Genomic DNA, 13044 nt, shown 5'->3' on the forward strand with positions numbered 1-13044 from the left:
CGCCTCCCTGCGGGTCGTTGGACACGACCTTGCAGGGCGGGACGGGGTGGGCGACCGGGCCGCGGGGAATCTGTGGACAACTCGGCGGTTGTGGACAAGTCGGCCGTTGTAGATCTTGGAACGACGGAATCGTCGGTGGGGTGTGCTAGGAGCGTGGCCCGAAACGCCGCCGTGAGATTTCGCGGCCGCACGGGCTCATCGCGGTACCGCGGACGGCACCGCCAACGTTTCGGGTCACTCCTCTTTCAGCTGGGGAAAGGGCCGCTCTCCGGCAGCCGGAGATCCGGCTTGTCCAGCTCCTCCACGTTCACGTCCTTGAAGGTGATGACACGAACGTTCTTGACGAACCTTGCAGGGCGGTACATGTCCCACACCCATGCATCCGACATGCGCACCTCGAAGTACACCTCGCCGTCGGCGTTGCGCACCTGCACGTCCACCGAGTTGGCCAGGTAGAAACGCCGTTCGGTCTCCACGACGAACGAGAACTGGCTGACTATGTCGCGGTACTCCTTGTACAGCGACAGTTCCATCTCGGTCTCGTACTTCTCGAGATCCTCTGCACTCATTACGCCTCCGCGCGGGTCATCTGCTCCGCGCCCTCACTCGTCGCGAGCTCCCCGGCGTCAGCCGGGGTTGCATCATTCTGGACCACGGCCTGCGCGGTTGTGCCGCGCGCCACCCTGTGCGGCGCGGCGAGACCGTGCTTGGCAGCCGCCGCTGCCACATTTACATACGACCAGCGATGCTCCGCACACGGGCCGTGTTCCATCAACGCCGCCGTGTGGTCGGGCGTGCAGTACCCCTTGTGCACGGTGAACCCGTACTCGGGATGACGATCATGCAGATCCGCCATGATGCGGTCCCGCGTGACCTTGGCCAGCACCGATGCCGCCGCCACGCACGCCGCGGCCTGGTCGCCCTTGAGCACCGCCACGTTCGGCGCCGGCATTCCCGGCACCTTGAAACCGTCCGTCAGCACGTAGCCGGGGTGCGTCTCCAGCTGCGCCACCGCACGCCGCATGCCCTCGATGTTCATGACGTGGATGCCCAGCCAGTCGATGTCGGCGGGCGGAACGACCACGACCGAGTGATCCAGCGCACGCTTGAGCACCAGGTCGTACATCCGATCGCGGGCAGCCGCCGTCATCAGCTTCGAGTCGTTCAGCCCTTCGAACCGCGAAGCATCACCCGGTCGAAGGACACACGCGGCGATCACCAGCGGACCGGCGCACGGCCCGCGGCCCGCCTCGTCCACACCGGCGACGGGTCCGAGGCCCCGGCGCTCCAGCGTGCTCTGCAACGCCCAGTTCCCCGCAGAGCCCCGCACCACCGCACGGGGCGGCATCAGCATGGTCATCGGCGGAATCGGTCTCGCACTCGACGCCCGAGCAGCAGAAGCGGCCACGCGCCGACGATACCGAGGCCCAGCGGGACGTTCTCCTGCCAGCCCGGCGCACCCATCGAGACGATCTGCGGGTCGTGGTCGGACACGCCGCCCCACCTCGACGGAGGCAGCACGATCACGCGCGCCTTGCCGATCACGTCGCCCACCGGCACGAGCCCGTTGAGGCCGCCCTGGCCCTGGCAGCGCGAGTCGCACGAGTGGTTGCGGTTGTCGCCGAGCACGAACAGCATCCCGTCCGGGATCTTGAGCTCCTCGAAAGACTCCTGCTCGGCCGGCGTGCCCTCGTCGAAGTGCTTGTACGGCTCGTCGAGCGGCTTGCCGTCGACCGTCACGCGGTTCTGGTCGTCGCAGCACTTCACGGTCTGCCCGCCGACGGCGATCACGCGCTTGACGAAGTCCTCCTCGTTCGCCGACGGCAGCCCGACCAGCGAGCCGAGCCACGACAGGCCCTGCGAGATCGGGTTGCCCGGCTCGGCGGAGACGAAGTCGTTCTGCCACGACGGCGGCCCGCGGAACACGATCACGTCGCCCGGCGCCGGATCGGTGAAGCGGAAGGTGACCTTGTCGACGAGCACCCGGTCGCCGTAGCAGTCGGTGCACCCGTGCAGCGTCGTCTCCATCGACTCGGACGGGATCATGTAGACGCGGCCGAGGAAGATCTGGATGCCGATCGCGAGGCCGAACGCGACCAGGATGAGGACAGGCAGTTCCTTCCAGAAGTTGCCCTTTTTCTTCTGCTTCGCGGGCTTGTCCGAAGCGTCCGAACTGGGCTCGTCACCGGGAGGGTTCTGCTCTGGAGCGTCGTCGACCACGAGATCAGCCTAGGGGCTGGGGGTTGTGATCCGACACAACACTCCACCGATCTTTCGGGAAAACGACGTACCGGGCCTTGCCGATGACGTTCTCGACCTGCACGGTGCCCGCTACGCCCCCACCGCCCTGTTTGCGCGAGTCGGTGGAGTTCATCCGGTTGTCCCCCATCACGAACAACCGGCCGTCCGGTACGCGGATCGGTGCGAACGGCTCGTGGTCCGCGGGCGAAGTGCCTGCCTGCCAATGCACGTACGGCTCGTCGAGCGGTTTGCCGTCCACAACGACACGGTGCTGCTCGTCGCAACACATCACCGTCTGGCCGGGCAACGCGATCACGCGCTTCACGAAGTCGCGCTCGTTCGCCGGCGCGATGCCCAGCAGAGAACCGATGTTCTGCACGAAACCCGCGACGGGATTGGTCGACCGGGGGTTGCGGAAGTCGGTCGTCGTCCACGCCTCGGGGCCGCGGAACACGACCACCTCGCCCGGCTCGACGTCGCTGAAGCCGTAGGTGAGCTTGTCGACCAGCACGCGGTCGTTCTCGCAGCCGGTGCAGCCGTGCAGCGTGTTCTCCATCGACGCCGAGGGGATCACGTAGACCCGCGCCACGAACGCCTGGATGAGCACCGTCAGCACGACGGCCGTCACGACGACGTAGAGGATTTCTCTCCAGACAGGAGTACGCCCCCGCTCCGGTTCATCCGGTGCGGAGGCGTCCTCGAAGTCTTCTGGGCTCGAAGCCACCGATCAGGAGACCGGACGGGCCTCGCGCTTCTCCTTGATCTTGGCAGCCTTGCCGCGCAGGTCGCGCAGGTAGTACAGCTTCGCGCGACGCACGTCACCGCGGACGGCGACCTCGATCTCGGCGATGTTCGGGGAGTGCACCGGGAAGGTGCGCTCGACGCCGACGCCGAACGAGACCTTGCGGACGGTGAAGGTCTCGCGGATGCCGCCGTTCTGACGACGGATCACAACGCCCTGGAACACCTGGACGCGCTCGCGCGAGCCCTCGATGACGCGGACGTGAACCTTCAGCGTGTCACCGGCGCGGAAGGCCGGGATGTCAGTGCGCAGCGACTGGGCGTCAAGCGCGTCCAGGATGTTCATCGGTGGTTCCTCACGTGTTTTGAACTCCCCAGAGCATGCTCCATGGCTGTGCACGACATGATGGGGGTCGGCTTGTGTGCGCACGCCGGTATCACACCGGCTTCGGCAACTGTTCCAGTGTGCCAGACCAGGCACTCCGGAATGAAATCGGGCTACTCCCCACCCTCGCGCAGGCGCGTGAGCAGGGCGCGGTCGTGCTTGTCGAACATCTCCGCCGGCAACGATTCCAGCAGGTCAGGGCGCCTGGCGAAGGTCCTGGCCAGCGACTGGTCGCGGCGCCAGCGGTTGATCAGCCTGTGGTTTCCGGAACGCAGCACGTCCGGCACCGGCAGGTCGCGCCACACCTCGGGCCGCGTGTAGCTCGGCCCTTCGAGCAGCCCGTCCTGGAACGAGTCCTCGGCGTGCGACTTCGGGTTGCCGAGCACGCCGGGCAGCAACCGCGCGACCGCTTCCACGATCGCGAGCACCGCCACCTCGCCACCCACCAGCACGTAGTCACCGATGGACACCTCATCGACGCGTACGCGCCGTGCGGCGTCATCGACCACACGCTGGTCGATGCCCTCGTAGCGACCGCACGCGAACACGAGGTGCGACTCGTTCGCGTACTCGTGTGCGACCGCCTGCGTGAACGGACGTCCGGCCGGCGTCGGCACGATGAGACGGGTCTCGTCCGTGCACACGTCGTCCAGGGCAGGACCCCAGATGTCGGCCTTCATGACCATGCCGGGCCCACCACCGTACGGGCTGTCGTCGACAGCCTTGTGCACGTCCTGGGTCCAGTCACGCAGATCGTGCACGCCGACGCTGATCAGGCCCTTGTCAATCGCCTTCCCGAGCAACGCCGCGCGCAGCGGCGCGAGGTACTCGGGGAAGATCGTGACGACGTCAATCTGCATCGAGCAGGCCCTCTGGCGGGTCGATCACGACACGGCCGCCGCGAACGTCCACGGTGGGCACGATCTCGCGCACGAACGGGATGAGCGCCTCCCCCTGGTCACGGATGACCACGAGCAGTTCGCCACCGGGGCCGTGCAGGATCTCCTTGACCGTGCCGATCTTCGTGCCGTCGACGAGTTCGGCCGCGAGCCCTTCGAGCTCGTGGTCGTAGAACTCGTCCGGGTCGTCGATCGCCGGCAGGTCGTCGGTGCTGCCCAGCAACAACGTGCCGCGCAACGACTCCGCGACGTCGCGGGTCACGACTTCCTCGAAACGCACGAGCAGCCGCCCGGAGTGAGGCCGGGCGGCTGACACGGTGAGGCTTCGGGACGTGCCGTCACGCAGCTTGGCCTGGAGCGTGGCTCCGAGCTTGAACCGCATTTCGGGTGAATCGGTGCGCACGTCAACGGCTAGTTCACCGGTGATCCCGTGCGCCTTGGCCACACGGCCGACGACGACGTCCATTTGCCCTTTGCAGCTTCGTTCAGCGGTCGGTGTCGACGACGTCGACCCGCACACCACGACCGCCGATACCGGCCATCACGGTGCGCAGAGCCGTCGCGGTGCGACCGCCACGGCCGATCACCTTGCCGAGGTCGTCCGGGTGGACGTGGACCTCGAGGGTGCGGCCGCGGCGGGTCGTGACGAGGTTCACCCGGACTTCTTCCGGGTGGTCGACGATGCCGCGAACGAGGTGTTCGAGGGCGTCAGCCAACAAACTCACGCCTCGTCCTTGGGCGCCTCGGCCTCGGCCTTGGGCGCGTCGTCGGTCTTCTTGGCCTTCTTCGCCTTCGGCGTGGTGGCGTCGGTCATCGGCTCCGAGTTCGCGGCGGCGAGCGCGGCGGCGAACAGCTCGGCCTTCGGAGTCTTCGGCTCCTTGACCTTCAGCGTGCCCTCGGCGCCCGGCAGGCCCTTGAACTTCTGCCAGTCACCGGTGATCTCGAGGATCCGCTGGACCGACTCGGTCGGCTGCGCGCCGACACCCAGCCAGTACTGCGCACGCTCGGAGTCGACCGCGATGAACGACGGCTCGTCCTTCGGGTGGTACTTGCCGATCGTCTCGATGGCCTTGCCGTCGCGACGGGTGCGCGCGTCGGCGACCACGATGCGGTAGTACGGCTGGCGGATCTTGCCGAGACGCTGAAGCTTGATCTTGACGGCCATTGGCCTGGTACTCCTCGAACTCTGTGTTGGTGGTTCGCACAGTCGCGGCCCGGGCAGAGGGGCCGACCACGACGGACAGCGGGCAATTGTGCCAGATGGGGACCGGCGGATCCGAATCGGGTCCTACGCGAACGGTGTCACGGTGCCGAGCGCTTCCTTCACCGCACGCGCGTGCGCGACCGCTCCAGGCGTGTCGCCGTGCACGCACAACGACTCCGCCTGCGTCTTGATGACGGTGCCGTCGACCGCGACGAGTTCGCCCTGGAGCAGCCGGGTGGCCCGTTCGACGATCTGCGCGGTGTCGGTGAGCAGGGCGTCCGGCCCGCTGCGCGGGACCAGCGTGCCCTCCGGCGTGTAGCCGCGGTCGGCGAACGCCTCCTGAACGGGCCGCAGGCCTGCCCGCGAGGCCTTCTCCAGCAGCTGGGAGCCTGGCAGGCCCAGGATCGGCAGGTCCTTGAACGCCTTGGTGCCGTTCACGACCGCCTCGGCCTGCTTCTCGTGGTGCACCGTCGCGTTGTAGAGCGCGCCGTGCGGCTTCACGTACACGACCTCGGTACCTGCTGCTCGTGCGCACGCATCGAGCGCACCGATTTGGTAGAGCACCTCGTCCGCGAGCTCGACCGGGTCGGCGTCGATGAACCGCCGGCCGAACCCGGCCAGGTCGCGGTAGCTCACCTGGGCGCCGATCTTCACGCCGTTCTTCGCGGCTTCCTCGCAGACCTTGCGCATCGTGGACGGATCACCGGCGTGGAAGCCGCACGCGACGTTCGCGCTGGTGATGACGCCCAGCAGCGCGGTGTCGTCGCCGAGCTTCCAGATGCCGAAGCCCTCGCCGAGGTCGCTGTTCAGGTCCATCAGATGACCCCCACCGACAGGAGCAGGAGGGACAGTCCCGGCAGGAAGTTGTTCAGCACGTGCGCCACCATGCTCGCCCCGAGGCTGCGCGTGACCAGGCGGGCGACGCCGATGGGGATGGCGATCACGAGGAGCAGCCACGTCCGCTGCGGTTCGAGGTGGCTGAGCGCGAAGATCACCGTGGTCAGCACGAACGCGGCCCACCTGCTCCAGCCCTGCCGCTCGACCGCGCCCCAGAGCAGCCCGCGGAAGATGATCTCCTCGCAGATCGGGCCGATGAAGCTCATGTACAGGAACATCGTGATGGCGGCGGCCAGGGGCAGGTTCGCGTTGCTGAAGAGCTCGCCGATGGCGCTCGTGGCGTTGTCCTTGCCGACGATCTTCGCCCACACGGTGGCGGCGACGTAGGTGAAGACCAGGCCGATGACGCCGATCTTGAGACCGAAGACGACGTCCGACTTGGTCAGGCTCAGCCGCAGGTCGATGACGGGGCCGTTGCCGCGCACGTACGTGATCACGACGGCCACCGCGGCCGCGAGCATGATCGGCACCAGCGAGCCGACGAGCACGAGCGAGGTCGAGCTCTCGAGCGTCGCGCCGTAGCTTGCGCCCACGGCCGTGATGAACACGGCGCTCAGGATGAAGACTGCTTCCACCAGTAGGAACGCGCCGAATCCCCAACGCTGGCCGACCCGTTCGGGCTCCGGGTTGCGGCTGATGTCCCGCACGCTCTCGATGAAGCCCCGCTTCGGCTTCAGGGATTCCGGCTCACTCACGCTCTGCAATTTAGTCACACCGCGGCTACCAGCGGTGGAACAGCAGGCAATGCCACTCTCATGATCAGCCCACCTCGCGATCGACGCCGGCCCAGAAGCCGAGGCTACTGTGCGGCACCGGCGGAATCCCGGTCGAGCACCTGGTCAAAAAATGGTCAGATCGGGTCCCCGCCGGGTGTCCTGCTCCTGGTGGTTGGATCGGCGCGCGAAGGCGGGGACTAAACCCCGAGGCCAAAGGCCGCGCGCGGCTATCGTCGAGGCATGGGGCCGGACTGGTACTGCCACGACGTCATCCCCGGCACCGTGCGGGTCGAGGTGCTCGCGCGCACCGCGAACACGCTCACGTTCCGTCCGCCGATCCCCGGCTTCGGCACCGACCACGTGATCGTGATCCCCACCCGGCACGTGTCCTCGTTGCTGGAACTGGACGACGAGCTGGCCGTCGAGTTGCTGGCTGCGGTGAAGCAGGCGGCGGCGCAGGTCGTGGCGCTGCACGGCGGATGCCAGGTGCTCACCACGGTCGGCGACGAACAGCACAACAAGCACCTGCACTGGCACGTCGCGGCCGGCGCGGGGGTCGCGCGGTTCGTCGCCCGCTGATCAACGGCGCAGGGTCGTCTCCTCGGTCATGTGCGAGAGCTTGGCCGGGTTGCGCACCGCGTACAGACCGCTGATCAGCCCGTTCTCCACCCGCACCGCGACCACCGTGTCGAGCTCGCCGCCGAACCGCACGATCAGCGCCGGGCAGCCGTTGACCTGGGCGGGTTCCATCGTCCAGCCGCTCACCTTCAGCAGGCCGCCGAGCAGCATGCGCGCGACCTTCGAGGAACCGACGACGGGGCGCGGGACGGCCTGCTTCACGCCGCCGCCGTCTCCGAGGAACACGACGTCCGGCGCGAGCAGGTCGAGCAGGGCCTGGAGGTCTCCCGTCTCGGTGGCGCGCTGGAACGCGGCCAGGGCTTCGCGGGACGCTGCCTGCGTCACGACCTCGCGCGGGCGGCGGGCGGCCACGTGGGAACGGGCGCGGTGCGCGATCTGGCGGACGGCGGCCTGGTTCTTGTCGAGTGCTGCCGCGATCTCGTCGTAGTCCACGTCGAAGACCTCGCGCAGGACGAAGACCGCTCGTTCGGTCGGGGTGAGGGTTTCGAGGACCAGCATCATCGCCATCGAGACGCTGTCGGCGAGTTCGACGTCCTCGGCGACGTCCGGGGCGGTGAGCATCGGTTCCGGGAGCCAGGAGCCGACGTAGGACTCCTTGCGGCGGCCGAGGGTGCGCAGGCGGCCGAGGGCCTGGCGGGTGACGATCCGGACCAGGTAGGCGCGGTGGTTCTCGACGGTGCCGTGGTCGACGCCCGACCAGCGCAGCCACGTCTCCTGCAGCACGTCCTCCGCGTCGGCGGCGGAGCCGAGCATCTCGTAGGCGATCGTGAAGAGGAGGTTGCGGTGGCTGACGAACGCGTCGGTGGCGGCATCCATGGTCACAAGACACCAGTCCGCCGGGCTTTGTGACAGTGGGCTGGATCACAGTCACAGGGAACGGGCCGCCGGCATCTCGTGGTCGTCAAGCAAGTCCACGAGGGAGGAAAGATCATGGAACCGCGTTTCAACCTCTTCGGCACCGAGACCGGCAGCAAGATCGCGAAGCGGTTCGCGGGTCTCGGGCAGGCCGTGCACCAGACGTCGCTGCCCGCGACCACGGCGGAACTGGTCAGCCTGCGGGCGAGCCAGCTGAACGGCTGCGGCTTCTGCCTCGACATGCACGTCAAGGAGGCCATCGCGGCCGGTGAGGACCCGCTGCGGTTGCACCTGGTCGCCGGCTGGCGCGAGACCACGGTGTTCACCGAGGCCGAGCAGGCCGCGCTGGCGTTCACCGAGGAGGGCACCGTGCTCACGCGGGAGGGCGTGAGCGACGAGACCTGGGACAACGTGCGCAAGCACTTCGACGACGAGCAGGTCGCGGCGCTGGTCTGCCTGCTCGGGCTGATCAACGCCGCCAACCGGATGGCCGTCATCACGCGCCAGAAGGGCGGCTCGTACCAGGTGGGCGCACTGGCCCAGCACGCCTAGTGGATGCGGCCCCGGAGCATGACCATGCGCGGCGACCGGAGAGTCTCCAGGTTCTCCCGCGGGTCCTCGTCGTAGACGACGATGTCCGCGGCCGCGCCCTCGGTCAGCGACGGGAAGCCGAGCCACTCGCGGGCACCCCACGACGCGGCGCCGATGGCGTCCACAGCGCTCATCCCCACGCCGTGCAGCGCGACGATCTCGTCGACGATGCGGCCGTGCTGGATGCCACCGCCCGCGTCGGTGCCCGCGTAGACGGGGACGCCCGCCTCGATCGCGGACGCCACCGTGGTGGAGACGCGGGCGTGCAGGGCACGCATGTGGTTCGCGTACTTCGGGTACTTGCCGGCCCGGTCCGCGATGCCGGGGAACGTCTCGATGTTGATCAGCGTGGGCACCAGCGCGGTGCCGCGCGCGGCCATCAGCGAGATCGTGTCGTCGGTCAGTCCGGTGCCGTGCTCGATGCAGTCGATGCCCGCGTTGATCAGGCCCGGCAGCGCGTCCTCGCCGAAGACGTGGGCCGTGACCTTCGCACCGGCGTCGTGGGCGACCTTGATGGCCTGGGCCAGCTCGTCGTCCGTCCACAGTGGAGCGAGGTCGCCCTCGCCGCGATCGATCCAGTCGCCGACGAGCTTGACCCAGCCGTCGCCGTGCGCGGCCTGCTCGGCCACGGCCGTCGCGAGGTCGGTCTCGACCTCCACGCCGATGTGCGGGAGGTAGCGCTTCGGGCGGGCGATGTGCCGGCCCGCGCGGATGATCCGCGGCAGGTCCAGGCGCTCCTGCAACGGCGTCGTGTCGATCGGTGAGCCGCAGTCGCGGATCAGCAACGTGCCCGCGTCGCGGTCCGTCAGAGCCTGCTCGACGGCCTCGGGCAGCTCGACGCCGCCCTGCGGGCCCAGGCCGACGTGGCAGTGCGCGTCGACCAGGCCCGGCACGAGGAACCCGCCGTCGACCACGGTGGAAGCGCCCGGCACCGGCTTGGTGCGAACACGGCCGTTCACGACCCACAGGTCTCGCGGCTCACCGTCCGGCAGGACGACGCCACGCAGGTGCATGGTCACTTCTTCTTGTCGTCCCCGTCGAACTTGAACTTCGACGGGTCGAAGCCGGGAGGAAGCTCGTTCAGGCCGCCGAGGTTCGGCAGACCGCCGCCGGGAGGCATGCCGGGGATCCCACCGGGGGGCATGCCGGGCATGCCGCCGGGGAACATCCCGGGCGGGAAGCCGCCCTTGACCTTGGGGGGCGTCGGGCCGCGTCCGCCCTTGCCCTTCTTCCCCTTCTTGCCCTTGCGGGTCTTGCTGCCGCCACCGCCGCCGAAGCCCATCCGGCCGGCCATCGACGCCATCATCTTGCGGGCCTCGAAGAAGCGGTTGACCAGGTCGTTGACGTCGCTGACCTTGACGCCCGACCCGTTCGCGATGCGCAGCCGGCGGGACCCGTTGATCATCTTGGGGTCGTCGCGCTCGGCCGGGGTCATGCCGCGGATGATCGCCTGGATGCGGTCGAGGTGCTTCTCGTCCAGCATCCCGAGCTGGTCCTTCATCTGCCCGGCGCCGGGCAGCATGCCGAGCAGGTTCGCGATCGGGCCCATCTTGCGGATCGCGAGCATCTGCTCCAGGAAGTCCTCGAGCGTCAACTGGCCGGAGTGCAGCTTCGCCGCGGCCTTCTCGGCCTGGTCCTGGTCGAAGTGCTGCTCGGCCTGCTCGATCAGGGTGAGGACGTCACCCATGCCGAGGATGCGCGACGCCATCCGGTCCGGGTGGAAGACGTCGAAGTCCTCGAGCTTCTCACCGTTGGACGCGAAGAGGATCGGCTGGCCGGTGACCTCTCGGACCGACAGCGCGGCACCACCGCGGGCGTCACCGTCGAGCTTGGTGAGCACGACACCGGTGAAGCCGACGCCGTCGCGGAACGCCGTGGCGGTGTTGATCGCGTCCTGACCGACCATGGCGTCGACCACGAACAGGATCTCGTCGGGGTTGACCGCGGCCCGGATGTCGATGGCCTGCTGCATCATCTCCTCGTCGACGCCGAGCCGGCCGGCCGTGTCGACGAGGACGATGTCGTGCTGCTTGGCCTTGGCCTCCGCGATGCCGAGGCGCGAGACCTCGACGGGGTTGCCGACGCCGTTGCCGGGCTCGGGAGCGAAGACGGGCACGCCCGCGCGCTCACCGACGACCTGGAGCTGCGTCACCGCGTTCGGGCGCTGCAGGTCGGCGGCGACGAGCAGCGGGGTGTGGCCCTGGCCCTTGAGCCACTTGGCCAGCTTGCCCGCGAGCGTCGTCTTACCGGCACCCTGCAGACCCGCCAGCATGATCACCGAGGGCGGGTTCTTCGCGAGGTTGAGCCGCCGCGTCTCGCCGCCGAGGACGTTGACGAGCTCCTCGTTGACGATCTTCACGACCTGCTGCGCCGGGTTCAGCGCCTGGTGGACCTCGGCGCCCTTGGCGCGCTCCTTCACCTTCGCGATGAAGTTGCGCACAACGGGCAGCGCGACGTCGGCCTCGAGCAGGGCGACCCTGATCTCGCGGGCGGTCGCGTCGATGTCGGCGTCGCTGAGCCGGCCCTTGCCCCGAAGGCCCTGGAGAACCGTGGTCAGCCGGTCGGAAAGCGTGGAGAACACGTCGTCCAGACTAGCTAACCGAACGTTCACCCGATCCCGTGGCTCGCCAGGGCCTGCAGGAGGACCGGTTCGCGGCGGCCGACCGGAGCAGTGGAGATCTGCGCGAACCGCAGTCCCGCCGCCACCGCTGCTCCATCCGCCACCGGGTCGTCGCCGACGTACAAGCACTCGGACGGCTCGACGTCCAGGCGGACGCAGGCGGCTTCGAACGCACGGGCGGACGGCTTCGAGACGCCCAGTTCGTAGGACAACGCGAAGGCGTCCACGACCAGCTGCTCGCGCGCGAACACCCGCCGGATGTCCCACGAAATGTTGCTCAGCACCCCGACCTTCAACGGCCTCGCGGCCTCCAGAGCGGCGGCGGTGTCGGCGTAGGGCAGCCAGAACGCCGGGTTGTGCAGGCGCTGGAACAGCTCGTCGTCGAAACTCAGCCCCGCGAGGCGGAACAGGATCCAGTGGGCCGACCGGTTCGCCAGTGCGGTCAGGTCGCGGGCGTCCCACACCGCGCGCTCGGCGGCGTTCATCCGCGCCACGAACGGCGCCGGCGCGCGCAGCACCGAGAGGTGCCGCGGCGAGAGCCATTGGTAGGTCGGGCGCCCGAAGAGGGTGCCTGCGAAGTCGAAGAGGACGGCCTTGATCACGACACCATGATGCGCAGACCACCCGAGGTCTTCGCACGGGTGAGGAGCGTCACGCTGCGGAAACCGAACGGCACCCAGCCCGCCTCGAACTGCGCGCGCATCGACGAGCCGCGGCGGACGTGGCGTTCGAACGCGTGGGTGCGCACGACGCGCTTGCGGGCGATCTGGCCGTCGAGGGCCTGGGCCGCGGAGGCGTCGAGCCACAGGAAGTGACGGGAACGGCCCGACAACACGCCGGCGAGCACCAGCATGAAACGCGTGCCGGGCCTCGTGGACGGCTCGTGCACCACCAGCAGGCCTGCGCAGAACAGTGCCGCCCAGAAGACGCGCATCCGGTGCGTGAGGTGCACGAACACGCGCCAGTACTTGTACGGGAGCGGGACGCGCGGCTCCAGCCACGAGCGCACCTGGTCGGAGTCGAGCACGGTGACCGGCTCGTCCGCGTCGAGGCGGTTGAGCAGGGTCGTCTTGCCCGCGCCGGGAATGCCGGCGAGGACTACGAGCGAGCGCGGCTGCACTCGGACGACTGCGATCTGCGTGTTCAACACGGCGGTCATGTCCTAGAAGACGTTTCGACCATCCCTCTCGTTCAGTTTGGTCCGATTTCCGCCGAAATGCACGGGGTCGGCGCCAGACGACGGAGCGGTAGGCGCT

The 13044-nt window shown here is 68.6% G+C and carries 18 protein-coding genes; 2 read left to right on the top strand and 16 right to left on the bottom strand.

What is annotated here, in order from left to right; all coding sequences use genetic code 11:
• Window positions 1–245: 245 nt before the first annotated feature.
• The 11 genes from DFR72_RS06185 to DFR72_RS06235 form a co-directional block, all read right to left on the bottom strand.
• Complete coding sequence (locus tag DFR72_RS06185) at window positions 246–569, bottom strand: DUF2469 domain-containing protein (protein WP_030479657.1); 324 nt, start codon at window positions 567–569, stop codon at window positions 246–248.
• Complete coding sequence (locus tag DFR72_RS06190) at window positions 569–1360, bottom strand: ribonuclease HII (protein ID WP_090066394.1); 792 nt, start codon at window positions 1358–1360, stop codon at window positions 569–571. Before DFR72_RS06190 ends, DFR72_RS06185 begins: the two co-directional genes overlap by 1 nt.
• Window positions 1357–2220 carry a signal peptidase I gene (lepB, locus tag DFR72_RS06195; protein ID WP_090066395.1) on the bottom strand — a complete coding sequence of 288 codons (864 nt, stop codon included), beginning with the start codon at window positions 2218–2220 and terminating at the stop codon, window positions 1357–1359. Before lepB (DFR72_RS06195) ends, DFR72_RS06190 begins: the two co-directional genes overlap by 4 nt.
• A gap of 4 nt (window positions 2221–2224) precedes the next feature.
• Entirely contained in the window at window positions 2225–2965 is a 741-nt protein-coding gene (lepB, locus tag DFR72_RS06200) for a signal peptidase I (RefSeq protein ID WP_090066396.1), read from the bottom strand.
• A gap of 3 nt (window positions 2966–2968) precedes the next feature.
• Window positions 2969–3328, bottom strand: coding sequence for a 50S ribosomal protein L19 (gene rplS / locus DFR72_RS06205; protein WP_090066397.1), 360 nt, complete (start codon window positions 3326–3328; stop codon window positions 2969–2971).
• Window positions 3329–3480: 152 nt separating this feature from the next.
• Window positions 3481–4227 carry a tRNA (guanosine(37)-N1)-methyltransferase TrmD gene (gene trmD, locus DFR72_RS06210; protein WP_090066398.1) on the bottom strand — a complete coding sequence of 249 codons (747 nt, stop codon included), beginning with the start codon at window positions 4225–4227 and terminating at the stop codon, window positions 3481–3483.
• Complete coding sequence (gene rimM, locus DFR72_RS06215) at window positions 4217–4732, bottom strand: ribosome maturation factor RimM (protein ID WP_090066399.1); 516 nt, start codon at window positions 4730–4732, stop codon at window positions 4217–4219. The genes trmD and rimM overlap by 11 nt, the downstream gene beginning before the upstream one ends.
• A gap of 19 nt (window positions 4733–4751) precedes the next feature.
• Window positions 4752–4991 carry an RNA-binding protein gene (locus DFR72_RS06220; protein ID WP_090066400.1) on the bottom strand — a complete coding sequence of 80 codons (240 nt, stop codon included), beginning with the start codon at window positions 4989–4991 and terminating at the stop codon, window positions 4752–4754.
• A complete protein-coding gene (gene rpsP, locus DFR72_RS06225) occupies window positions 4988–5431 on the bottom strand; it encodes a 30S ribosomal protein S16 (RefSeq protein ID WP_090066401.1) in 444 nt (147 codons plus the stop codon). Before rpsP ends, DFR72_RS06220 begins: the two co-directional genes overlap by 4 nt.
• Window positions 5432–5554: 123 nt before the next feature.
• The gene (locus DFR72_RS06230; RefSeq protein WP_090066402.1) at window positions 5555–6286 is read right to left on the bottom strand and encodes a LamB/YcsF family protein; all 732 of its coding nucleotides are present in this window, start codon (window positions 6284–6286) and stop codon (window positions 5555–5557) included.
• Window positions 6286–7062: a type II CAAX endopeptidase family protein gene (locus DFR72_RS06235; RefSeq protein ID WP_090066403.1), complete on the bottom strand. Its 777-nt coding sequence runs from the start codon at window positions 7060–7062 to the stop codon at window positions 6286–6288. Before DFR72_RS06235 ends, DFR72_RS06230 begins: the two co-directional genes overlap by 1 nt.
• A gap of 261 nt (window positions 7063–7323) precedes the next feature.
• On the opposite strand from DFR72_RS06235, the gene DFR72_RS06240 reads away from it, so the two are divergent.
• The gene (locus DFR72_RS06240; protein ID WP_090066404.1) at window positions 7324–7662 is read left to right on the top strand and encodes an HIT domain-containing protein; all 339 of its coding nucleotides are present in this window, start codon (window positions 7324–7326) and stop codon (window positions 7660–7662) included.
• Here DFR72_RS06240 and DFR72_RS06245 read toward each other — a convergent pair whose 3' ends face one another.
• Window positions 7663–8538 carry an RNA polymerase sigma-70 factor gene (locus DFR72_RS06245; protein ID WP_090066405.1) on the bottom strand — a complete coding sequence of 292 codons (876 nt, stop codon included), beginning with the start codon at window positions 8536–8538 and terminating at the stop codon, window positions 7663–7665.
• Between the two features lie 114 nt (window positions 8539–8652).
• Between DFR72_RS06245 and DFR72_RS06250 the strand changes: the two genes are divergently transcribed.
• Entirely contained in the window at window positions 8653–9129 is a 477-nt protein-coding gene (locus tag DFR72_RS06250; protein ID WP_090066755.1) for a carboxymuconolactone decarboxylase family protein, read from the top strand.
• Here DFR72_RS06250 and DFR72_RS06255 read toward each other — a convergent pair.
• Genes DFR72_RS06255 through DFR72_RS06270 form a run of 4 tightly spaced genes read right to left on the bottom strand, consistent with a single transcriptional unit; the run spans window position 9126 to window position 12947 of the window.
• Window positions 9126–10181: an amidohydrolase family protein gene (locus DFR72_RS06255; RefSeq protein ID WP_090066756.1), complete on the bottom strand. Its 1056-nt coding sequence runs from the start codon at window positions 10179–10181 to the stop codon at window positions 9126–9128. The genes DFR72_RS06250 and DFR72_RS06255 overlap by 4 nt on opposite strands.
• Window positions 10182–10183: 2 nt before the next feature.
• On the bottom strand, window positions 10184–11749 hold the full coding sequence (gene ffh, locus DFR72_RS06260) for a signal recognition particle protein (protein ID WP_090066406.1): 1566 nt from the start codon (window positions 11747–11749) through the stop codon (window positions 10184–10186).
• Window positions 11750–11775: 26 nt separating this feature from the next.
• Window positions 11776–12390 (bottom strand): HAD family hydrolase, encoded by a 615-nt coding sequence (locus DFR72_RS06265; protein ID WP_090066407.1) that lies wholly within the window; start codon window positions 12388–12390, stop codon window positions 11776–11778.
• Window positions 12387–12947 carry an AAA family ATPase gene (locus DFR72_RS06270; protein ID WP_090066408.1) on the bottom strand — a complete coding sequence of 187 codons (561 nt, stop codon included), beginning with the start codon at window positions 12945–12947 and terminating at the stop codon, window positions 12387–12389. The genes DFR72_RS06265 and DFR72_RS06270 overlap by 4 nt, the downstream gene beginning before the upstream one ends.
• Window positions 12948–13044: the final 97 nt, after the last annotated feature.

The organism is Lentzea flaviverrucosa (assembly GCF_003350445.1).
GTDB lineage: Bacteria > Actinomycetota > Actinomycetes > Mycobacteriales > Pseudonocardiaceae > Lentzea > Lentzea californiensis.